Genomic DNA, 20,646 nt, shown 5'->3' on the forward strand with positions numbered 1-20,646 from the left:
GTTCTACATATTTGATCTCAAATATCATGCATTATATTTTATAAAATATCGTTGCTATGTCGATCCAATAATTCTTAAGGTTTTTCATGTGATTTATAAATTAAATCATGGACTTTGAGAATATTATTTGATAAACACAATTATTGCGCGAAATTTGCTGCAAGCATTCGCCGTGACAGAGAGACCAACGTGCTCCCGCTTGCCAGCTGAGGGAGCCCATCTGTGGAAGATCTAAATTATTTGCTCAAGCGCGAGCAGGAAGAGTTGCTGCGTGCCCAAAGCGCGCATTGCCGCGCTGCATCCCATGCGCATCAGCGTTTGGCCAACCGTTATGCGCAGCGCATTCGAGAACATGTGCACCCCTATCGATCAGAGCGTCCCGATGGTTCAGCCCCTTTCGCTTTGAATGACCAGCGGGATGGTCGGATATGAGCAGGGCCATAAACATCATGGAGTCAGCCGACTCCGTGCGGCTGGTGTGTCAAAAAAACGGCTTCAGGATTTCGGTTCTCGAGGCGCTTGACTCCGGTGGCGTGCGGATCGTTCTGCTTGACCCACGGGATGCCGATGCGCTTCGCGCTTTGATGAAGGGTAAGCTGATCGAAGGATCTGTCACACGCTCCCGATCGCATGTGGCCCGTCACCATCCGCCGTCAGCACGATGAATATGGCCATGGGTCGGTTCGACTATCTTAACCGCCGGAGATTGGCCGAGTTAAAGCATGCTGAGCTTGCGGAGAATCCTGCGATCAGAGCAAGGCACGAGGATTTGGCTCGTGCCTATGCGAAGATCATTTCCGTGTTGCAACGCGAAGAGGCTTCAACGCCTCTACAGCAGTGGCAATTCTGAACTAACCCGGCCAAGTGCCATCACGACAAATCAAATGTGAGTCTCCGGTTTACTGACCTGAGAACGACGATGCCTGCCAAGCCCGGTCGCGCGCTGTCGCGAATGGAAGCCTGGCAGGCTTGGTCTCATGCTTGCAAAGCTGGTACGGACTGTCAGGCCCCGGCCTTGGCGGCGAACCAGATATTGTGCCAGCGTTCGGCGCTGCCGCTAAAGGCTGGCAGCAAAATCTCATCCAGACAGAATCCGGCCTGCTCCAGCCTTTCGGCAAATGCGTCATCGCTGTAGGCTGACCATATCGACAGTAGGCCGCCCGGTTTCAGTGCCGCATAGGCCATTTCCAAGCCGTCGGTCGAATAAAGCCTGTCGTTGCTTTTTCTGATGAAACCGTCTGGACCATTATCGACGTCGAGCAGAATGGCATCGAAGCGATCCTTCTCATGGGTAATGACATCAAACACGTCGGCCAATTGAATTCTGACTCGCGGATCTGTCAGATTGGTACCGAACAAGTGCATCAGAGGTCCGTTAGCCCAGCTTATGATTTTGGGCACGAGCTCGGCAACCGTGATGGTCGCGCTTTGTGACCAGGCGTCGAGCGCAGCCGCGAGCGTGAAGCCCATGCCGAGGCCGCCAATCAAAATATTGCCATCGCGCTGAGCAAGACGCTCTTGGGTCAGCCTTGCGAGAGCCTTTTCGGATTCATGATCCCGGCTGCCCATCAACTCATCATCGCCGAACTGGATCGAGAACTCTGTCCCACACTGGAGGAGGTGAAGCTGGCCACCGCCCGGAATATCGGCAATATCGACCGTAATTATCGGGAGGCTTTTGTCCGATCCTGCCCCGTTTTCCTGTACTCCTTTCCTTTCTGGGGATGCGCCTCTGCCATTCCAGGCGTCATTGGAGGCAGGGGGCGACGACCGCGCAATGCGCGTTCCGCTATAGTTCATGGAATTCCTGTCGCGTTCTGGATCAAGCGCGCCGTAAACCGAAGTGGCGTCGATTACGCGGTGACACCGAACCATGCCTGCCTTTTGGAGGCATGGCAAGGAAGGCTATACCGCACGGTGTAGCCTTGGAGACTGCGATTTGGCGGGAAATAGCCAATGCGTCTCGACCAACAATATAGGGGCACCACAATTAGTCGCTGAAATATAAAATGAATTTCGGAACTTAATCCATATCAATCCGCTTACAGCCTATCGGTGACATGTTCGGCGCATCACCGACTGAGAGACATTGTGCTCCCGCTGCAAGGGAGAACATATGCTATCAGGATTCTGCGTGCTGATCGTCGAGGATGATCCGCTTATTGCAATGGCGCTTTGCGAAAATGTAGAAGCCGTAGGCGGTACAGTTGCCGGGCCGTTTTCAGCCGTCAGTGAAGCCGTCAATTTCCTTACCCAGGCCAAGATTGACGCTGCCATCGTTGACGCAAATCTCCGGGATCGCGATGTGACGCCTCTAGCACTTTTGCTGATAGAAAGCGCAATACCGTTCCTAGTGTACAGCGCTGCCGGACTTCCTCCAGAACTGCAAGCGCGGCATCCTCACTTGCCGCTTGTTATGAAGCCTGGCCAACCGGTCGAAAGGCTCAGGTCACTGCTTGGAGACAGTGCAAATGGCGCATCCTGATGCTCACACCTCCCATCATCTGGCGCATCCTGATGCTCACACCTCCCATCATCGGTTGCGGCAGGGACAAAGTGAGAGTCTGATTGCTGGACAGTAACCTGCTGCACCAGACTCATTTCTTGGGATTATTTTATCACGCAGAAGTTTGTCGAAGGCCGTTTGGGCATCATCCTCTTCTGAAACCCCGATCACTGGCCATGAAACGCTCCAGCATCGGGCCGATCAACCGCTCAATTGCCATGGGATGGGTCAGTCCTGTGTCGCTAGCGTGGATGCGCGCATAAGCCGTCAGATCCCGATGTACCGCAGCGGAAAGTTCGACCGAGATTTTGACTGGCTTATCATCCTCGATCGGTCCTAGCTTGAGTTTGACCATCACTTCTGCCCTTCCCATGGTTCCAATATGATGTCTCGCTTCACCATCACGCGCAGAGGATGGCCAGGTCTGATGGTGAGTGTCGGAGGAATCGTCAGTTGCCGCCCGATGATCTGTCGGCCTGCCTGACTGATGCTGTCCTGCGTGCCATATCGCAGCGCTCGCACGAGACTTCCGTCATCGTCGGCCATAACCTCGGTCCCCATGTTCAACAGGGTCGAGATGAATGCTGCGCCGAGCAAGCCGGCCCAATGATTGTCCACACCATCCTGCAGGCCCGACCTGCCGGACTGATCGGCGCCCTGAAGCCGGTCGAGCAGAATCGAACGGCTGTCGGGAAAAATCAGGCGGTCCCAGGCGATCAATATCCTCTGCTGTCCCGCTGCGGTCGCACTATCATATTCGCCGATCAGCCGAGACCCTTGCGGGATGAGCAGGATCTGGCCCGACGGGCTATCATAAACATTTTCCGTCACCTGCGCGGTGATAAGGCCGGGAAGATCGGATCGGATGCCTGTGATCAGCGCAGCGGGGATGACATTGCCCGCCTGCACGACATAGGGCGATGCCGAGTTCGCAACGCGCTGTGTGCTTGCCTCGGCGATAGCGACCGGCGCCAGAAACGTGCGCCTATTCGTATCGGTGGTTCGGGACTGGAGGGGCTGGCTTTCAGCTTCTGCCCTCGGATCCCGGGGCGCTCTGGCCTCCGCTGGCAGCACCCCGTCCGGTTCCTTCGCCCTTGCAACCGTCGGCGCTGAGGCAAGAAACAATCTGCTCGATAGCGCGGCCTCACGCATGCTCCTCTGGCGCTCTCGCTCTTGCTGGCGCGCCGTCAGGCGCTCATCGCTGGGTGGCGAGCGGCCGGGGTTCGTCAGACTTGGCTGTTGTTCCGCTTCAAGCAGCGGCTGTCCCGGGACGTCGGTCAATGGCGTCCCCAATTTGGGAATTTTGGAATAGTCGTCGGGTGCTGAGGCAATGGTTTCGGCTTTGATGCGGCCGTGCGAGACCGGTATGTTTTCGACGCGCTCGATCGTCTTTGGCCGCAGGGCATAGATCAATGTTCCGGCAATGCAGATGCAACTGACGGCCGCCAGAAGCCCGATCGCTTTCCGGGACAGACGCATGGCCGGCGGCGAGGCCGCCCGCAACGCAACCGCCTCAGAATTTTTGCCTTTTGATACATTGGCGGGCGGGATGTCGTCGTTATCGATCCCGACTTGGTCCTCGACCTTATCGGCCGGCTTGCTGCTATTTTCTGCGCTGCTCATTATCGGCTTGCCCGATGAACTGGCTTCGGGTCGATCCGTTCGATGCGCACCAGCTTGCTGGTTTTCTTGTCCCCAAGCCTCAGTTCCGCTGCGCTGAAAAGGCGATCGACGATCATGAAGTGCCCCTGCACGCGGTAATTAACGAGCTCGGCCGATCCTGATGCACCCGTGACAAAAAGCGGTGGCATTTCGCCGGTCGCGATGTCCGAGGGAAACTCGATCAAGACCTGACGGCCATCGTCAAACGCACGCAGCGGGCGCCAGGCAGGCAGATCCCCGTTTATCTGGTAACGGAAGTTCAGGGATGCCAGATCCAAGCCCGTCGCGACCGGCGCATTGCGGCTTTCCTGCGCCGCTGCAGCTTTCAATGCGAACAGCGCATCCTGTGGATAAGTCCAGGACACCGATGCCATGTAGGTCGATGGCGTCCCCTTCAGTTCGAGATGGTAGGTGCGTCTGTTCGTGTTGATGATGAGGTTGGTGGCGATATCGCCTCTCGTCGGCTTCACCAGCACATGAACGCGCAGCGAGGAACCACTCCCGCTTACGGTGTCCCCGATGATCCAGCGTACAGTGTCGCCGGCGGCGATCGGACCGGCGCCTACAAGCTCCTCGCCTTCCTGTAGCATGATGTCGGTAACTTGCCCGGGCGCAGCATAGACCTGATAGAGCGCGCCATCTGCAAACGCATAGCGCTGCATAGCATTCACATAATCGCCCTGACTGGGCTGGATACGAGCCGCTGCGTTGGCTGATTTCACATCCCGCTGGGGCGCAGCCGGCAGCGCCCGGACCGCATGCGGCACAGGCTTGAGCTGCCCCGGCAGCGGCATGGGAACCGGAAGTGGCACGACTTTGATTGTGGCGTTGTTGGAGGAGTGCTTTGCCGCTGCCATTTCTCCGCTGTCCTGCGCATATGCAGGCGCAATCGACAGAGGCGCGACCATGAACGCGACCAGCAAGGGGACGGCACTGCCGGCAACCAGGGAGGGGCGAGGGTTTGTCACTGTCCGAACTCCTTTGACCAGTTGAGGGCATCGACGAAGATTCCGAGCGGGTTTCTGGTGAGGATGTCCTCGGATTGAGGAGGCTGGAGCGCCACGGTCAGGATTGCCGACCATCGGCTGGTGTCGCTCAATATGCCCTGCTCATAGCGTCGTTCGACCCAGGCGATCCTGAAGCTGTCGTCCGAGGCGCGGATGACGCTCGATATGTCGACTGCCACCTGAATTCGCCCGACCTTGGTGAAAGGATCATCGCGCCGCACATATTCGCTCAGTGCTGCCGCCCCCCTGTCGGTCGTGAAGTCATAGGCGCGCAGCCAGTTCTGACGCAGGATGATGGGATCCGTCGGCAGGCTTCTGACCTGCTCGACAAAGCGGGCAAGATGAAAGGCGATCTGGGGATCCGTCGGGCGATAGTCGCGCGTTGCGGGTGCCACCGCCTGCGCTTGGCCAAGCTTGTCGACCTCGACGATCCAGGGCGTCACGGTTCCGCGCGCCATTTGCCACAGCAGCCCGATGCTCATCGTCGTCGAGAGAGCGAGGCTGGCGAAGAAAGCCAGGCGCCAGTTGCGCGCCTGCACGCGTGACGAACCAATCCGGTCATCCCAGACCTGAGCGGCCCGCTGATATGGGGTCACTGCTTCGGGCGACTTTCCATAATGGACCGATGTTCGCTGGAACATGATGTCAGTTCCTTTCGCTGATATCCGGGCCGGCGCCGCCACCATGGCTGTCGCCGCTTTTGAGCGTCTGGCTGGCGACTGTGGCGCCGTGGCTGATCATCTGGCGCCGCTTCATAGCCGTGGCCCAATGCGGCACATGGCCGGCGCCCTCCTGGGCGATCGCGCCTGAAGGCTGTCCTGTGGCGCCTGAACGTCCTTGGGCAAAACCGTCCTTGAGGCCGGCGGCGCTGTTGCGCAGCGGCGAGGTCAGCGATGCCGCAGCGCTCTTTGCAACCTCTGCCAGACCACCGCCCACCGCGGACGCGCCGGATTTCCCGCTGGCGCCGGCTGAATAGGCCCGCGTTGCGGCGCCAGCGATCCGGGCGCCGCTCGCTGCCGCGCTGCCTGCCGCGCTTCCGATGGCGCCGGCTGCCAGCCTTCCTGCGCTCCCGGCGCCAAGCTGCGGACCGCCCGAGACGATCCCATTGGCTATGCCGGGACCGAAAATGCCCAGCCCCAGGAGCGTCAATGCAGCAAGGGCTATCGACATCACCTGTGCAAGGTCCGGTTCGGCGGGGATGCCAGCGGTCGTAAAGCGTGCGAACAAGCTCGTTCCGATCCCGGTTATCACCGCAAGGACAAGCAGTTTGATCCCGGACGAGATCACATGCGCAAGCACGCGCTCGGCCATGAAAGCAGTTCGACCAAAGAAGGCGAAGGGGAGCAGGACAAAGCCCGCGAGCGTCACCAGCTTGAACTCCACGATCGTCACGAAAATCTGGATCGCGAGGATGAAGAAGGCGAGCACGACGATCAGCCAGGCAAGGAGCAGGATCATGATCTGGACGAAGTTGGTGAAGAGACCGACCGGACCCAACAGGTCGGCCGTCGCATCGAGCAGCGGCGCGCCAGCATCGAGGCCAGTGGCGGCGACCGTACCGGGTTTCAGAAAATCGCCGATCGCAAGTCCGCTTCCCGAAGCCTTGAGCCCTAATCCCGCAAAACTCTGGAACAGGATCGTCGCAAGCGTTGAGAAATTGCCGATGATGAAGGCGAACAGGCCGATATAGAGCGTCTTGCGGACAAGGCGCTGGAGGATATCCTCGTCGGCGCCCCACGCCCAGAAGAGGGCGGCAAGCGTCACATCGATGGCGATGAGACTGGAGGAGAGGAAGCCGACCTCACCACCCAGCAAGCCGAAACCGCTGTCGATATAGGTGGTGAAGACGAGGAGGAACTCGTCGATGACGCCTGTGTCGGTCATCGCGGGCGATCCGACGCAAAGAAGCGGCGTCGCCTCTCTTCCCAGATCGCCAGGCATGCTGCGTCCGGCTGCGCGACCGTGCGGCACTGGGGCGGGATCGGCGCGGCAGGAGCATTGGCCTCCTGTGGACGGACCGTGGCTGATGTTTCGGCCGCTCGGTCGCGCGCCATGACCATTGTCAGCGCAACGATCATTCCCGCGGCAGCGCAGCATAATATGGCGATGCCCGGCCGCCGCATGTCAATTGCCTCGGAACCGACGGAAACGCTCGCGCGACTCCGCTTCGACCGCCGCCTGCTGCGCGGCCGCCAGCGCCTGAGCCCGGCCTTGTGCCGCAGATATTGCCGTCAGATCGGCAAGCTGCTGAGCCTGGAGCGCCAACATCTGGTTTCCTGCTTGCGCGACCTGCAAGGCACCGGTTGCTGATTGGCTCGCCACCATCAAGCGCTCCATGCTCGACTGCGCGCCATCAAGATTGCCGACCACGCCGGCCTGTACGCGCATGGCATCCTGCAACGCGTCGACGCTATCGTGCCAGCGAGCGTCGGCATTCGCGACCATCTGGGCAGCATCGCCGCGCAGCGCGGCGCCCGAGTAGCGGGTCGCAAAGACATTCTGGACGTCCTGCACATCATAAGCGATGCGCTGCGCACTCGCGAGCAGGCGACGGGTCTGGCCTATTTGTGTCTGGAGTGTCGACAATGTCGAAAGCGGAAGGCTCGTCAGATTCCTTGCCTCATTAAGAAGCGATGTGGCCTGGTTCTGAATCTGCTGAATCTGATTGTTGATCTGCTGAAGTGCCCGGGACGCCTGCAGGACGTTGGAGGCATAGTTGGTCGGATCATAGACCACCAGAGCATGCGCAGCCGGCGGGATCATGATTGCCATCGGCGCCATCAGAGCGATCAGGACAAAGCGCTTCTTCATTGCGGAGGCTCCTCGTCATGGGGAGGGATCTGCGGATCAGGATCCACCGGTGGCGCAATATCGATGTGCGCGAGAAGGTCTGCCGCCCAGTCCAGGCCCCTTTTTGTCAGCCATCTGGAGGCAAACTGCTCCCGTCCGACCAGATCGAGGATGTCGCTGATCGAGCGATGATCCTGCTTGGAAGAGACGGCGGTGAAGGCGAGTGCGACCTCACCCAGACCGAGCTCGAACAGGCGATTGCCGCGCCGGGACTGGCAATAATAGTCGCGCTTGGGCGTCGCCCTGCTCAATATCTCGATCTGGCGATCATTGAGGCCGAAGCGAGAATATATCTGCGTGATCTGCGGCTCTAGGGCGCGCTCATTGGGCAGGAAGATACGGGTTGGGCAGCTCTCGATAATGGCCGGCGCAATCGCGGAGCCATCAATGTCCGAAAGACTCTGGGTGGCAAACACCACGCTCGCATTCTTCTTGCGCAAGGTCTTGAGCCATTCGCGCAGTTGCTCGGCAAATTGCGGATGATCGAGCACCAGCCAGCCTTCATCGATCAGGATGAGGGTCGGACGACCATCGAGATGCGATTCGATCCTGTGGAAAAGATAGGCCAGCACGGGCGCTGCGGCAGAGGAGCCGACCAGACCTTCGATCTCGAAAGCCTGGACCGATGCCGATCCCAGATTTTCGCTTTCTCCATCGAGATAATTGCCCCAGGAGCCTCCCTCGCAATAGGGGATCAATGCTTGTTTGAGGCGCTGGGTCTGAAGGAGCGCTGCCAGACCCGACAGCGTGCGCTCGGCGATAGGGGCCGATGCCAGCGAATTGAGCGCCGTCCAGAGATGATCCTTGTCGGCCGGATCGAGCGCAATGCCTTCCGTTCCAAGAAGAGCAGCAATCCATTGCGCAGCCCAGCTTCGTTCAGCCGGCTGGTCGATCCGAGCCAGTGGCTGAAGCGCAATCCTTGGGCTGGCTTCCTGACCTGCATCAATTTGGTCCCCTAGATCGCACCAGTCTCCGCCCATTGCTAAGATGGCGGCGCGGATCGACCCGCCAAAATCGAAGGCGAATATCTGGCTACCGGCATAGCGACGGAACTGCATGGCCATCATGGCGAGCAGTACCGATTTACCTGCGCCGGTAGGGCCGATGACGAGGGTGTGACCGACATCGCCGACATGAAGGGAGAGGCGAAAGGGTGTGGATCCCTCGGTCTTGCCATAGAGAAGCGCCGGACCATCGAGATGTTCGTCGCGCGCGGCGCCTGCCCACACCGCGGACAGCGGAATGAGGTGCGCAAGGTTGAGCGTGGTTATGGGAGGCCTGCGGACATTGGCGTAAACCTGGCCAGGCAGGCCACCCAGCCATGCCTCGACGGCATTGACGCGCTCGATCGAACAAGTGAAGTCACGCCCCTGGATCACCTTTTCCACAAGCCGCAGCTTGTGCGATGCCTCGGTCGGATCACGGTCCCATACCGTTACGCTCGCCGTTACATAGGCTATGCCAGCATGATCGGCGCCCAGCGCCTGGAGCGCCATGTCTGCATCAGCGGCCTTGTTCGCAGCGTCGCTGTCGAGCAGGACAGACTGCTCGTTCGTCATCACCTCCTTGAGGATTGCGGCAAGAGACTTGCGCTTGGCAAACCATTGCCGCCGGATTCGGGTCGGCAATCTGGTCGCATCATTCTTGTCGAGCATGATCGCTCTGGTCGACCAGCGATAGGCAAAGGCCTGCGCGTTAAGCTCGTCCAGGAGACCGGGGAAGGTCGACGTCGGAAACCCGGTGATGGTGAGGGTGCGCAGATGATGCTCGCCAAGGCGCGGCTCGAAACCGCCGGACAGGCCCTCATCGGCAAGAAGCGCATCGATATAGGCCGGTGTTTCGGGAACGCGAACCCGCTGGTGCCGGGTCGAAATGCAGCTGTGGAGGAAAGTCAGCGTCTCGCCATCTTTCAGCCATCGGGCTTCAGGCATGAAGCCGTCGAGCAGATGGATCAGCCGATCTGTCCGGTCGGCAAAATTTCGCAGGTGGGTCAGTGGGTCGAGTGCGCCTTTCACTTGCCCTTCGTAAAGCCAGGATTCCGCCCTCGAGATTTCCTCGGCCGGTGGCAGCCAGAGCAGGGTCAGATAATAGAAGCTCTCGAAATGGACGCCGGCCTCGCGAAACTGCGCGCGGCGCTCCATGTCCACTAGAGCCGATGCCCGGTCGCAGAACAGGCCTTGGGGATAGGCTTGCGCGGGCAGACGCTGCGCTTCCACGAACAGCGCCCAGCCTGATCCCAGGCGTCGCAGCGCATTGTTGATGCGCGCCGCGACGGCAACAAGTTCTGCGGGCGTCGAGCTGTCGAGATCCGGGCCGCGGAACCTGGCCGTACGCTGGAACGACCCATCCTTGTTGAGGACGATGCCCGGTGCCGCCAGCACCGCCCAGGGCAGGAAGTCTGCCAGGCAGGCCGACGTCGATCGATATTCCCGCAATGACATCATGGCTGCATCCATCCGGGATATTTGAGATGGCGGCGGGCCACCTCCACGAACTGTGCGTCGTTGCGCGTGGCCCAGACGGCGAGAAAATGGGCGATGGCCCACAGGGCGATGCCCAATATCCAGAGCCGAAGACCAAGTCCGACCGCACCTGCCAGCGTACCATTGACGATCGCCAGCGAGCGCGGCGCCCCGCCCAGCAATATCGGTTCGCCCAGCGCCCGATAGACAGGCGCATGGAAGCCGGGCGTGGTGTCATGGTCCTGCATCAGATGAGCGCCCCACCGCCGAAACTGAAGAAGGACAGGAAGAAGCTCGATGCTGCGAAGGCGATGGAGAGGCCGAAGACGATCTGGATCAGCCGCCTGAAGCCACCCGATGTGTCGCCAAAGGCGAGGCTGAGCCCCGTGACGATGATCACGATGACCGCGATGATCTTGGCAACCGGCCCCTCGATCGACTGAAGGATCGACTGGAGCGGTGCTTCCCATGGCATGGACGAGCCGCTGGCATTTGCTGGCGCCGCTATCAGCATCAAGGCGATGCAGGCTGCGGCGGGCATGGCACGCATCCGCGAAGCGTAGCGATTGAGGGGATGGGTCATGAATCTTCTCCTGAGCTGGAAGCATGAGAAATCAGGCGATAATTGCCGGTCGCGGAATCAAGGCCTGTCACCCAGGCCAGTTCGGTGAGGCGTCGGCCCTGGGCATTGCGATCAAGGACCGCGATGAGATTGACGGTTTCTGCGATGAGTGCGCTGGGCACCGTGGCGACCGCTTCCTGGATCAGCTGTTCGAGCCGGCGGAGCGCGCCGAGGGCGGAACCGGCATGAAGCGTCGCGATGCCGCCGGGATGGCCGGTTCCCCAGGCCTTGAGCAGATCGAGCGCCTCTGCCCCGCGTACTTCGCCAATGGGGATGCGGTCAGGGCGCAGACGCAAGGCCGAGCGCACCAGATCCTGCAGCGATGCTATGCCATCCCTCGTCCGCATGGCGACCAGATTGGGCGAGGCACATTGCAGCTCACGCATATCCTCGATGAGGACGACCCGATGCGGCGACTTGGCGATTTCGGCGAGAAGGGCATTGGCCAGCGTCGTCTTGCCCGACCCAGTGCCGCCCGCAATGATGATATTGGCACGGTCGGCAACAGCACGCCGCAGCACTGCCGCCTGTTCATGCGTGATCACCTGCGCTGCGACATAGTCGTCGATCGTGAAGATCGCGGTCGCTGGCTTGCGAATGGCGAAGGTCGGCGCCCTGACAATCGGTGGGAGCAGCCCCTCGAACCGCTCTCCCGTTATCGGCAGTTCTGCCGACACGCGCGGCGATCCTGAATGTGCGTCCACGCCGACATGATGGGCAATGAGGCGAATGATGCGTTCTGCATCCTCTTGTGCCAGCCTGATGGCGCTGTCGGACATGCCCTCGCCCAGCCGATCTACCCAGAGGTGACCGTCCGGATTGAGCATGACCTCGATGACGGCCGGATCCTGGAGCCACCGCCCGATATGAGGCCCCAAGGCGGTCTGCAGCATGCGCGCGCTGCGCTGGGGCTTTCTGACAGCTATTGTCGCGGTCTCAGACATGCTTTTTCCCATCTGATGGCGATGCCGGACCGCCGATGGGATGATTAAGAGACGCAGAAAATGGCGGGTTTCAACAGATGTCTGCGATCATGAAGCTGTGGCGAAGAAAGACAGGCGCTGGCGTAGGACGCTGATCGCACACGGCCCATATCGTCGACGATTCTTCGTGCCGGAGCCATTGGCGGCAGTTGATACCGGTTCGGCGGCTGGCCCCAAATGCGGCCAATCATGTCACTGGATGGTGCCGCCAGCGGCAAGAGCGTCAAGGCAGTCTGCGATCGCAAGCCAGCGCAGCACGCCAGCCTCATCCCCCGCAATGGCAAGGGCTTTCACGCGCCCTGCGATGAACTCCGCTGCTCCGGTGCCATATTGGCGATCAACGGCGAGAGCCGCGGCCCAACGTTCCATCTCCCGGGTCATAGGAGTGACGGAGCCTCGGCCACCGCCTTCTTCTTCACCCAGAGCTCGCTGGTGCGCGTCATCTCGATCAACGCATCGGGAAAGCAGCGGTCCTGAAATGACACCGCGTCATCAAATGAGCCGTGAAGCCACCGCTCATAATCTTCCGGCATGAGAAGCACCGGCATGCGATCATGCACAGGCCGGATGGCTTCGTTGCAATCGGTCATTACGCCCGAATAGACAGGCCCCCATTCATCGCTCACGCGCCAGAGCCCCGCCCATGCAAAGATCGGCTGTCCCTTCACATTGAACCAGGTCCGCGTCTTGGCGCCCTTCACGCCTTCCGCTTCCGCAAAGGCCGTCAGCGGGATGAGGCAGCGCCATTGCGGCTTGGCCGCCAGGCCTTTCCACATCGGCTTGGCGAGATCGGCAATATTGTTGACAGGCTTGGGCTTTGCCGTCGGGGCCATGCCCTTGAGGCGCAACGGGAAGCCCCAGGTCATCGACTGCATGATGCGCTGCCCGGCTTCCTCCCGGATCACGAGGCCCGGCGTGCCGGGATAGACCTCGTCACCGGCATTGGACATGACCGGGTTGGCGACGCCGAAATGGGCGGCCACCTCGGCAGCGCTCAGACGCTCGGTGTAGAGATTGCAGATGGCTGACCTCCTGTTCGAACGAAGCCGCTGGAGCAGCTGGTGATTCCAGCTTCATCCTATCATGGCGCGAGAGACGGGAAAGCCGCCTGTCTGGCAGGATAGCCGGCAAACTTCTCGCCCCGACTACAGCAGAAGCGCCTGCGCCTGCGTTCCGGGCGGCGGTGCCTTGCTGCGCCAGCTATCCTCGGTTCGCTGCACGTTCATTCGCTCGGCTGCAAAAGGTGGCCGGAACTGAAACCGGATCACATCCTGGATACCGCCACGCAGCCAGGCGTCATAGTCATGGGGGTCGAGCAGCACCGGCATTCGGTCATTGGTCGGCGGGATCGCGGCATTGGCCTCCATCGTCATGCCGGCATAGACCGGCCCCTCGCTCAGCAGGTTTCGGCAGAAGCCGGCCCAGGCGATGATCGGCTGGCGCTTCACCGAAAACCAGGTCCTGGTCCTGGCACCGGGCACGCCATCGGGATTGGCAAAATGGGTGAGCACGATAAGGCAGCGATAGCGCGGATCGACCACCATCTCCTCCCACATTGGGTTGGTGAGATCTGCGACAAGGCCGATACGCCCCGCTTCTTCGCCGCGCGCGCGCATATCCTTGGTCAGGCGCAGAAAACCCCATGTCATGGACCGCAAGAGGCGCCGGCCGCTCTTCTCGAAGACAACCAGCCCCGGCAGCCCTTCGACTGTCTCCTCGGGCACCGTGATCGAGGGCAAGGAATCGATCCCGAAATGCGCCGCGATCTCGGCGATGCTCGCCCGCGCGCAATGCAGCCGTGACATGACCTCACCTCCTGGAGGGACTCGAAGCCATCTTCCTAACATAGAACATATGAAGAACGAAATGCCGTTGACTCCAGTGGCAGATTGGAGCGAACAAATATGGAACATATTTTCGAGTCCCTACCGCCCATGTCCAGAACCGCCATCCTCGACGAACTGCGCGCGCGCATCGCGCAGGTCGAAGCTGTGGGCGGTCGGCACCCGGTGCTGCCCTTCGGTATCGACGCCATCGACCATCATCTGCCGGGTGGCGGTATCGCGACCGGCGCTCTCCATGAGGTGGCGGGAAGTCCCGATCTCGCCGATGATGCGGCCGCCACCATCTTCCTGGCCGGCATTCTCGCGCGGTCGCGGGGCCAGATCATCTGGTGCCTCCACTGGCGCGACCTGTTTTCGCCGGCCCTGCATCTCGCCGGGCTCCACCCCGATCGGGTCATCTTTGTGGAAGCGGGCAATGACACCAATGTCCTCATCGCGATGGAGGAATGCCTGCGTCACCCCGGCCTTGGTGGTGTCGTCGGGGAACTGCGGAAAATGTCGCTGACCGCTTCGCGCCGGCTGCAGCTGGCAGCCGAACAATCGGGCGTGCTGGCCATGGTTTTTCGCCGCGCCATGCCCCCGGAAAGCCAGGCCGAGGGCAGCGCCGCGCTGACCCGCTGGCGGGTGCGGGCCGTGCCCAGCCCGGCGCTGGGCTTTCCCGGTCTCGCGCGTCCGCGCTGGTCGCTGGCGCTTGAGCGCGCGCGCGGCACCGAACCCCAAATCTGGACCGTAGAGGGAAGCGATGAGACGGGTTGTCTCGCTGTTCCTGCCGCGCTGGTCGACGGATCGTATCCGTCGCAAAGCCGGCAGGCCGCCTGAAGGCGGCGCACCGCCCCTCGTCACCGCCCATGCCGACCATGGCCGCCGCCTGATCGCGGCCGTGGACGAGGAGGCGCGCCGGCTTGGCATAGCCGTCGGCATGACGGTAACGCGCGCCCGGTCGCTGGCGCCGGACCTGGACGTCGTGGATGCCGATCCCGAGGGCGATCTTGAGGGCCTGCGCCGGCTCGCTCTGTGGGCAGGAAAGCGCTATTCTCCGATCGTCGCGCCCGATCCATCTGATGGCCTGTGGATCGATATTACCGGCTGCGCCCATCTTTTCGAGGGTGAAGTGCCACTCCTCAAGGACATGATGCGCCGGGTCAGTGGCTCGGGCCTCGCCTGCCAGGTCGCGGTCGCCGACACGCCCGGTTGCGCCCATGCGGTGGCACGGTTTGTGCCATCAGGACGGCCGAACATCATCGAGCCCGGCGCCACGCGCGCCGCGCTCTCGATCATGCCGGTGTCGGCGCTGCGCATCGAGCCGGGCGTCGTGAGCGAACTGCGCCGCATGGGGTTCGAGCGCATCGAGCAGCTGATCGCCGCGCCGCGTGCGCCCCTCGCCAAGCGGTTCGGCCGGCAGCTCTACAAACGGCTCGACCAGGCCCTGGGCCAGGTGCCCGAACCCATCGATCCGATCTACCGCGCCAGCTTGCCGCGCGTGCGGCGCAGCCTGCTCGAACCGATCGGTACCGCCGATGCCATTGGCCAGGTCATCGCGGACCTGTGCACCGATCTTGCCCGCCTCCTGCTGCGCGCGGGGACAGGCGCGCGCCGGCTCGATCTTCATTTCGAGCGGGTCGATGGCGCCAGGCAGGCCGTGCGGGTCGGGACTGCTTCCCCCTCGCGCGATGTGCGTCATTTGGCAAAGCTGCTCTCCCAGAAGATCGAGACGATTGATCCGGGCATGGGGATCGAGGCCATGGCACTGGTCGCGTCGCTCACCCAACCCATGGCAGCTGCGCAGGTCGGGAGCGTCCTGGCTGGCGAGGATCGCGGCCCGGATCTCACCGCGATCGTCGATACGCTCGCCAACCGTTTCGGCGCGCGCAGCCTCTATCGCTCGGCGCCCCGGGCGAGCAGCATGCCCGAACGCGAAGTCGGACATGTTGCGCCCCTATCATCGGCCGGCGGCGCGGCCTGGGCCGATGATCTTCCCCGGCCGGCCCGCATGCTGACCCCACCCGAGCCGGTCGATGTGATGGCCATGCTGCCCGATCATCCGCCCGCCATGTTCGTCTGGCGGGGGCGGCGCTACCGGATCGCCCAGGCGGATGGGCCCGAACGCCTCCATGGCGAATGGTGGCGCCAGGACGGCCATGAGGCGGACACACCCTATGCCGTGCGCGATTATTTCCAGGTCGAGACGTCAAGCGGCGCGCGCTACTGGCTGTTCCGCATGGGCGATGGCGAACAGGCGTCCACCGGACCGATGCGCTGGTTCATCCACGGGGCCTTTGCATGATGGCCGAGCATGATCTCGCAGACGAGCTTGAGGGCGCCCGCTATGTCGAGCTGCAGGTCACCACCCATTTCTCCTTCCTGCGTGGCGCTTCCAGCCCCGAAGAGCTGTTCTCGGCCGCTGCACTGCTCGGCCTGCCAGCCCTTGGCATCACCGATCGCAACAGTCTGGCCGGCGCCGTGCGAGCCTGGGACGCGCAGAAGGTTACCGGCTGCCGGGCGATCATCGGCTGCCGCCTGGACCTTGTCTGCGGCACGTCCCTGCTCGTCTATCCCACGGACCGGGAGGCCTATTCACGGCTTTGCCGACTTTTGAGCATCGGCAAGGCCCGTGGCGGCAAGGGCAGCTGCCATCTCGACTGGTCGGACGTGGCGGACTGGGTGGAAGGGGTGATCGGCATCCTGGTGCCCGATCGCGCCGATGCGGCGTGCGAGGAGGCGCTCGACCGGCTTGGCTCGATCTTCGGTCCCCACGCCTATCTCGCCCTCTCGATCCGGCGCCGGCCGCGCGATGCCACCCGACTGCGCGACCTTGCCCGCCTCGCCGCGCGCGCCGGGGTCCAGACCGTCGCCACCGGCGACATTCTCTACCATGCGCCCGAGCGGCGGCTGCTGCAGGATGTGGTGAGCTGCATCCGCGAGAAATGCACGGTCGATACGCTGGGCCAGCGCCGCGAGCGTTTTGCCGACCGGCATCTCAAATCCATCGCGGAAATGGAGCGGCTCTTCACCCGCTATCTGGGCGACCTGACGCCGCTCCGCCGCAGCGTCGAGATTGCGCGGGCCTGCCACTTCGACCTTGGTCAGCTCACCTACACCTATCCCGACGAGATCGGAGAAAGCGGCCTTACCCCGCAGCAGGAACTCGAGCGCCTCACCTGGACCAAGGCGCCGGGCCGCTATCCTCATGGGGTGCCCGACAATGTCCGCGAGCAGCTTTCCCATGAGCTTCGGCTGATCGGTGATCTGGCCTATGCGCCCTATTTCCTCACCGTCCATTCGATCGTCCAGTTTGCACGCTCGAAGGATATTCTCTGCCAGGGGCGCGGCAGCGCCGCCAATTCGGCGGTCTGCTTTGTGCTCGGCATCACCTCGATCGATCCGGTCAAATCCGAACTGCTCTTCGAGCGCTTCGTCTCGGCCGAGCGGCGCGAGCCGCCCGATATCGACGTCGATTTCGAGCATGAGCGGCGTGAGGAAGTGATCCAGTGGATTTATGAAACCTATGGCCGCGAACGTTCGGCGCTGACCGCCGTCATCTCCCGCTTTCGCGCGCGCGGCGCCGTGCGCGAGGTCGGCAAAGCGCTGGGGCTCAGCGAAGACATGCTGTCGGGCCTTTCAAGTCAGGTCTGGGGCTGGGCCCGCGACGGCGTCGAGGCGAAACATGCGCAGGAGCTAAATCTCGACACGAGCGACAAGCGCCTGGCGCTGACGCTCGAGCTCGCCCGCACCCTCATCAATACGCCGCGGCACACGTCCCAGCATCCCGGCGGCTTCGTGCTGACGCTTGAGCGTCTCGACGAACTGGTGCCGATCGAGCCCGCCGCCATGGCCGATCGCCAGATCATCGAATGGGACAAGGATGATATCGATGCGCTCGGCTTCATGAAGGTCGATGTGCTGGGTCTAGGCATGCTGGGCTGCATGCGCCGCGCCTTTGCTCTCCTCGAGGATGACAAGGGGATCGTCATGGACCTGGCCTCCATTCCCCATGATGATCCGGAAACCTTTGCGATGATCCGCAAGGCCGATACGCTGGGCGTCTTCCAGATCGAGAGCCGGGCGCAGATGGCGATGCTGCCGCGGATCAAGCCCACCAAATTCTATGACCTGGTGGTCGAGGTGGCGATTGTGCGCCCGGGCCCGATCCAGGGCGACATGGTCCATCCATACCTGCGTCGCCGCGAGGGAAAGGAAGCGATCAGCTATCCGACCGAAGAACTGCGCCGGGTGCTGGAAAAGACCCTGGGCGTGCCCCTTTTCCAGGAACAGGCGATGCGCGTCGCGATCGAATGCGCGGGCTTCACGCCGTCGGAGGCCGATCTGCTGCGCCGGGCGATGGCGACCTTCAAGCTGACCGGCGGGGTCTCCCATTTCCGCGACAAGCTCATCAACGGCATGATCGCGCGCGGCTATCAGCGCGACTTTGCCGAACAGACCTTCAAGCAGATCGAGGGCTTTGGCTCCTACGGCTTTCCCGAAAGCCACGCCGCATCCTTCGCGCTCATCGCCTATGCCTCTTCCTGGATGAAATGCCATCATCCCGACGTCTTCTGCGCAGCGCTCCTCAACGCCCAGCCCATGGGCTTTTATGCGCCCGCCCAGATCGTCCGCGACGCGCGCCAGCATGGGGTCGAGGTCCGCCCCATCGACGTCAATCACAGCCGCTGGGACTGCACGCTCGAGCCGACCCAAGGCCGCTATCATGCGTTAAGGATCGGGCTGCGTTATGCGCGCGAGCTCAAAAATGCAGATGGCGCCGCGATCGTCCTGGCCCGTGGCAACGAACCCTATGCCAGTGTCGAGGAAATCCAGCGCCGCGCCGGCGTCAGCGGCCGCGCGCTAGACCGGATCGGCCATGCCGGTGGCTTTGGTTCGCTGGCGCTCTCGCGCCGCGCCGGCCTCTGGGAGGTGAAGGGTCTTGGCGAAGAAGCCTTGCCGCTCTTTGCCGCCGCTGACGCAAGGGCGGGCAAGCTTCGCCCCGAAGCGATCGAGCCGGAGGTGGCGCTCCCGCAGATGGGCGAAGGCGAAGAGGTGGTGGAGGATTATCGCGCGATCGGACTTTCGCTGCGCGCCCATCCGCTCGCCTTTCTGCGCGACGAACTGGCGCGCCGGAAGATGGTGACCTGCGCCGCGCTCAGGGACATTCGCGACGGGCGCTGGGTCAATCTCGCCGGTCTCGTTCTCCTGCGCCAGAAGCCGGGCTCCGCCAAAGGCACCATGTTCATCACGCTCGAGGATGAGACCGATGTCGCCAATCTCGTCGTCTGGCCCAATCTCTTCGAGAAGCATCGCCGCGTGGTGCTGGGCGCCTCGATGATGGGCGTGCGCGGTCAGGTCCAGAAGGAGGGCGAGGTCATCCATCTCATCGCCCAGCGGCTCGACGATCTCTCGCCTCTCCTCGCCAGCGTCGGCCAGCGGGCGGATGTCGCCAGCATCTATCAGGTCAGCCGCGCCGATATCGTCAGAAGCGCCATGGCTCCCGATCCACGCGATGCGGCGAACAGGCCGCTCGGGCGCGGGGCCCGCGATCTTTACGATCCCGATCTGCGCCTTGGCTCGGGCATCATTCCGGGCCAGCCGACAGAGGGCATCAAGGTCAAGACACGGGATTTTCGCTGAATGGCGGCGGGCCGCCCATACGGCTCAGGCGGGTTCGATCCGCTCGACATCGAGCATGTCGAAATCGGATCTCGTTCCCACGACCCGGACCTTCTGGCCAATAAGATGCCGGCAGGATCTGGGGCAATCGAGCCGCCATTCCCCGCCATCAGCGACACGCAGCACGGTATAGGGATCGCCGCCAAGCAGGATGCCGATCAGTTCGTGCCGCGTGCCGAGTGGCATGTCATTTGTGCCTTGCGGGCTTGCGGGGAGTTTGAGCCTGGGACGGGTTCTGGTCCTGCGGATTCTCGAACACCCAGTTGAGATAGGCGGCGATGCGGATACCACCGCGCTTGAGCCGATCATCAAGCTCGACCCGGTGCTGATAGGCATAGTCCCAGGACAGGCTGGTATCGGTGGGATAGATCGTCTTGCGCAGCGCGATGCTCTCGCGGATCCAGGTGCCTGGATCGCGAACATTCCAGGCGATGATCTGCTGCGGCGTGATCGCGCGCGCCAGCCAGTCGGCGAGTTCGGAATAGGAGAGCGATCGCTGTTCGATCATCGCACTGTCCCAGACCGAATGGAGATTGGTCGAGCGACCGAACCAGCTCACCTTCATGTCATTGCCACCCCGGTCGTTGCCGCCGCCGGCATGAAGTGGCTGATGCAGGTCGCCGATAATATGGACGACAAAGCGCAGGGCCAGGCGCTTGTCGTCCATTGAGGCCGCAGGATCACGCAGCGTCGCGGTGAAGCGGGCAAGCGCGCTCATCGCGTCGCCTTCGGGCGGCGCGTCGGCGCTCGTATAGGCGTCGCCCTCGCGCACGGTCACATAATGCCATGGGCTGGCCTGCTTCTGCCAGAAATCGGCGGGGTCGGATTTCATGTCGTCCGGCCAGGTCGCCGCCTGTGCCAGATCTTCGTCCCCCAGGAGAAGCTGGACATTGGCGCGGGCCACGCCGCTCAGGTTCCGGTCGGCAATGGCACCGGTGACGCGGTGGCCGATGGGCCCCCAGGCAAAAGCCGGCGAGGTGATCGAGAGAAGGATTAGAGGTAGAATGAGTTTGCGCATGGACGCACCATTAGCGCGTCTCCACGCATGA

General features: G+C 62.2%; 23 protein-coding genes. 6 read left to right on the forward strand and 17 right to left on the reverse strand.

Going from position 1 to position 20,646, the window contains the following annotated elements:
- Positions 1-222 precede the first annotated feature (222 nt).
- Positions 223-432 (forward strand): hypothetical protein, encoded by a 210-nt coding sequence (locus CG471_RS12490; RefSeq protein WP_072893433.1) that lies wholly within the window; start codon positions 223-225, stop codon positions 430-432.
- Between the two features lie 241 nt (positions 433-673).
- Entirely contained in the window at positions 674-850 is a 177-nt protein-coding gene (locus CG471_RS12500; protein ID WP_234415664.1) for a hypothetical protein, read from the forward strand.
- A 152-nt stretch (positions 851-1,002) separates the two neighbouring features.
- Here CG471_RS12500 and CG471_RS12505 read toward each other — a convergent pair whose 3' ends face one another.
- Complete coding sequence (locus tag CG471_RS12505; RefSeq protein WP_004209706.1) at positions 1,003-1,800, reverse strand: hypothetical protein; 798 nt, start codon at positions 1,798-1,800, stop codon at positions 1,003-1,005.
- Between the two features lie 334 nt (positions 1,801-2,134).
- On the opposite strand from CG471_RS12505, the gene CG471_RS12510 reads away from it, so the two are divergent.
- The gene (locus CG471_RS12510) at positions 2,135-2,485 is read left to right on the forward strand and encodes a response regulator (protein WP_080604549.1); all 351 of its coding nucleotides are present in this window, start codon (positions 2,135-2,137) and stop codon (positions 2,483-2,485) included.
- A gap of 166 nt (positions 2,486-2,651) precedes the next feature.
- On the opposite strand, the gene CG471_RS12515 is transcribed toward CG471_RS12510, so the two are convergent.
- From CG471_RS12515 to CG471_RS12580, 14 genes are all read right to left on the reverse strand, one after another.
- Complete coding sequence (locus tag CG471_RS12515) at positions 2,652-2,861, reverse strand: DUF2274 domain-containing protein (protein WP_004209704.1); 210 nt, start codon at positions 2,859-2,861, stop codon at positions 2,652-2,654.
- Positions 2,861-4,129, reverse strand: a complete 1,269-nt coding sequence (locus CG471_RS12520) for a TrbI/VirB10 family protein (protein WP_004209703.1) — start codon at positions 4,127-4,129, stop codon at positions 2,861-2,863. The genes CG471_RS12515 and CG471_RS12520 overlap by 1 nt, the downstream gene beginning before the upstream one ends.
- The gene (gene trbG / locus CG471_RS12525; protein WP_004209701.1) at positions 4,129-5,136 is read right to left on the reverse strand and encodes a P-type conjugative transfer protein TrbG; all 1,008 of its coding nucleotides are present in this window, start codon (positions 5,134-5,136) and stop codon (positions 4,129-4,131) included. The genes CG471_RS12520 and trbG overlap by 1 nt, the downstream gene beginning before the upstream one ends.
- Positions 5,133-5,816, reverse strand: coding sequence for a conjugal transfer protein TrbF (trbF, locus tag CG471_RS12530; protein ID WP_004209700.1), 684 nt, complete (start codon positions 5,814-5,816; stop codon positions 5,133-5,135). Before trbF ends, trbG begins: the two co-directional genes overlap by 4 nt.
- Before the next feature lie 4 nt (positions 5,817-5,820).
- A complete protein-coding gene (gene trbL / locus CG471_RS12535) occupies positions 5,821-7,059 on the reverse strand; it encodes a P-type conjugative transfer protein TrbL (protein ID WP_099232084.1) in 1,239 nt (412 codons plus the stop codon).
- A complete protein-coding gene (trbK-alt, locus tag CG471_RS31780; protein WP_080604485.1) occupies positions 7,056-7,298 on the reverse strand; it encodes a putative entry exclusion protein TrbK-alt in 243 nt (80 codons plus the stop codon). The genes trbL and trbK-alt overlap by 4 nt, the downstream gene beginning before the upstream one ends.
- 1 nt (position 7,299) lies before the next feature.
- On the reverse strand, positions 7,300-7,986 hold the full coding sequence (gene trbJ, locus CG471_RS12545; protein ID WP_099232085.1) for a P-type conjugative transfer protein TrbJ: 687 nt from the start codon (positions 7,984-7,986) through the stop codon (positions 7,300-7,302).
- Positions 7,983-10,469, reverse strand: a complete 2,487-nt coding sequence (trbE, locus tag CG471_RS12550; RefSeq protein WP_099232086.1) for a conjugal transfer protein TrbE — start codon at positions 10,467-10,469, stop codon at positions 7,983-7,985. Before trbE ends, trbJ begins: the two co-directional genes overlap by 4 nt.
- Positions 10,466-10,735, reverse strand: coding sequence for a VirB3 family type IV secretion system protein (locus CG471_RS12555; protein WP_004209694.1), 270 nt, complete (start codon positions 10,733-10,735; stop codon positions 10,466-10,468). Before CG471_RS12555 ends, trbE begins: the two co-directional genes overlap by 4 nt.
- Entirely contained in the window at positions 10,735-11,070 is a 336-nt protein-coding gene (locus tag CG471_RS12560) for a TrbC/VirB2 family protein (protein WP_004209692.1), read from the reverse strand. The genes CG471_RS12555 and CG471_RS12560 overlap by 1 nt, the downstream gene beginning before the upstream one ends.
- Complete coding sequence (trbB, locus tag CG471_RS12565; protein WP_004209691.1) at positions 11,067-12,053, reverse strand: P-type conjugative transfer ATPase TrbB; 987 nt, start codon at positions 12,051-12,053, stop codon at positions 11,067-11,069. The genes CG471_RS12560 and trbB overlap by 4 nt, the downstream gene beginning before the upstream one ends.
- A 231-nt stretch (positions 12,054-12,284) precedes the next feature.
- Positions 12,285-12,461: a hypothetical protein gene (locus CG471_RS30650; protein ID WP_170978466.1), complete on the reverse strand. Its 177-nt coding sequence runs from the start codon at positions 12,459-12,461 to the stop codon at positions 12,285-12,287.
- An 8-nt stretch (positions 12,462-12,469) separates the two neighbouring features.
- Positions 12,470-13,114 carry an SOS response-associated peptidase gene (locus CG471_RS12575; protein ID WP_080604484.1) on the reverse strand — a complete coding sequence of 215 codons (645 nt, stop codon included), beginning with the start codon at positions 13,112-13,114 and terminating at the stop codon, positions 12,470-12,472.
- Positions 13,115-13,237: 123 nt separating this feature from the next.
- Entirely contained in the window at positions 13,238-13,897 is a 660-nt protein-coding gene (locus CG471_RS12580; RefSeq protein ID WP_004209686.1) for an SOS response-associated peptidase family protein, read from the reverse strand.
- 129 nt (positions 13,898-14,026) lie between these two features.
- Between CG471_RS12580 and CG471_RS12585 the strand changes: the two genes are divergently transcribed.
- Genes CG471_RS12585 through CG471_RS12595 form a run of 3 tightly spaced genes read left to right on the forward strand, consistent with a single transcriptional unit; the run spans position 14,027 to position 19,558 of the window.
- On the forward strand, positions 14,027-14,755 hold the full coding sequence (locus CG471_RS12585; protein ID WP_037490814.1) for an ImuA family protein: 729 nt from the start codon (positions 14,027-14,029) through the stop codon (positions 14,753-14,755).
- Complete coding sequence (locus CG471_RS12590) at positions 14,679-16,220, forward strand: DUF6504 family protein (protein ID WP_080993680.1); 1,542 nt, start codon at positions 14,679-14,681, stop codon at positions 16,218-16,220. The genes CG471_RS12585 and CG471_RS12590 overlap by 77 nt, the downstream gene beginning before the upstream one ends.
- The gene (locus tag CG471_RS12595) at positions 16,217-19,558 is read left to right on the forward strand and encodes an error-prone DNA polymerase (RefSeq protein WP_004209676.1); all 3,342 of its coding nucleotides are present in this window, start codon (positions 16,217-16,219) and stop codon (positions 19,556-19,558) included. The genes CG471_RS12590 and CG471_RS12595 overlap by 4 nt, the downstream gene beginning before the upstream one ends.
- Positions 19,559-19,582: 24 nt before the next feature.
- Here CG471_RS12595 and CG471_RS12600 read toward each other — a convergent pair whose 3' ends face one another.
- Both CG471_RS12600 and CG471_RS12605 read right to left on the reverse strand, forming a co-directional pair.
- On the reverse strand, positions 19,583-19,783 hold the full coding sequence (locus tag CG471_RS12600) for a DUF5818 domain-containing protein (RefSeq protein WP_004209675.1): 201 nt from the start codon (positions 19,781-19,783) through the stop codon (positions 19,583-19,585).
- A 1-nt stretch (position 19,784) separates the two neighbouring features.
- Positions 19,785-20,615 (reverse strand): S1/P1 nuclease, encoded by an 831-nt coding sequence (locus tag CG471_RS12605; protein ID WP_004209673.1) that lies wholly within the window; start codon positions 20,613-20,615, stop codon positions 19,785-19,787.
- Positions 20,616-20,646 lie beyond the last annotated feature (31 nt).

This window comes from Sphingobium sp. IP1, assembly GCF_002708645.1.
GTDB classification, from domain to species: Bacteria; Pseudomonadota; Alphaproteobacteria; order Sphingomonadales; family Sphingomonadaceae; genus Sphingobium; species Sphingobium yanoikuyae.

Bases quoted from the DNA above. Each gene is read 5' to 3' on its own strand.
- CG471_RS12500 (WP_234415664.1), top strand. From the start codon at position 674: ATGGGTCGGTTCGACTATCTTAACCGCCGGAGATTGGCCGAGTTAAAG.
- CG471_RS12505 (WP_004209706.1), bottom strand. From the start codon at position 1,800: ATGAACTATAGCGGAACGCGCATTGCGCGGTCGTCGCCCCCTGCCTCC.
- CG471_RS12515 (WP_004209704.1), bottom strand. From the start codon at position 2,861: ATGGTCAAACTCAAGCTAGGACCGATCGAGGATGATAAGCCAGTCAAA.
- CG471_RS12520 (WP_004209703.1), bottom strand. From the start codon at position 4,129: ATGAGCAGCGCAGAAAATAGCAGCAAGCCGGCCGATAAGGTCGAGGAC.
- trbF (WP_004209700.1), bottom strand. From the start codon at position 5,816: ATGTTCCAGCGAACATCGGTCCATTATGGAAAGTCGCCCGAAGCAGTG.
- trbL (WP_099232084.1), bottom strand. From the start codon at position 7,059: ATGACCGACACAGGCGTCATCGACGAGTTCCTCCTCGTCTTCACCACC.
- trbK-alt (WP_080604485.1), bottom strand. From the start codon at position 7,298: ATGCGGCGGCCGGGCATCGCCATATTATGCTGCGCTGCCGCGGGAATG.
- trbJ (WP_099232085.1), bottom strand. From the start codon at position 7,986: ATGAAGAAGCGCTTTGTCCTGATCGCTCTGATGGCGCCGATGGCAATC.
- trbE (WP_099232086.1), bottom strand. From the start codon at position 10,469: ATGATGTCATTGCGGGAATATCGATCGACGTCGGCCTGCCTGGCAGAC.
- CG471_RS12555 (WP_004209694.1), bottom strand. From the start codon at position 10,735: ATGCAGGACCATGACACCACGCCCGGCTTCCATGCGCCTGTCTATCGG.
- CG471_RS12560 (WP_004209692.1), bottom strand. From the start codon at position 11,070: ATGACCCATCCCCTCAATCGCTACGCTTCGCGGATGCGTGCCATGCCC.
- trbB (WP_004209691.1), bottom strand. From the start codon at position 12,053: ATGTCTGAGACCGCGACAATAGCTGTCAGAAAGCCCCAGCGCAGCGCG.
- CG471_RS30650 (WP_170978466.1), bottom strand. From the start codon at position 12,461: ATGGAACGTTGGGCCGCGGCTCTCGCCGTTGATCGCCAATATGGCACC.
- CG471_RS12580 (WP_004209686.1), bottom strand. From the start codon at position 13,897: ATGTCACGGCTGCATTGCGCGCGGGCGAGCATCGCCGAGATCGCGGCG.
- CG471_RS12585 (WP_037490814.1), top strand. From the start codon at position 14,027: ATGTCCAGAACCGCCATCCTCGACGAACTGCGCGCGCGCATCGCGCAG.
- CG471_RS12590 (WP_080993680.1), top strand. From the start codon at position 14,679: ATGAGACGGGTTGTCTCGCTGTTCCTGCCGCGCTGGTCGACGGATCGT.
- CG471_RS12595 (WP_004209676.1), top strand. From the start codon at position 16,217: ATGATGGCCGAGCATGATCTCGCAGACGAGCTTGAGGGCGCCCGCTAT.
- CG471_RS12600 (WP_004209675.1), bottom strand. From the start codon at position 19,783: ATGCCACTCGGCACGCGGCACGAACTGATCGGCATCCTGCTTGGCGGC.
- CG471_RS12605 (WP_004209673.1), bottom strand. From the start codon at position 20,615: ATGCGCAAACTCATTCTACCTCTAATCCTTCTCTCGATCACCTCGCCG.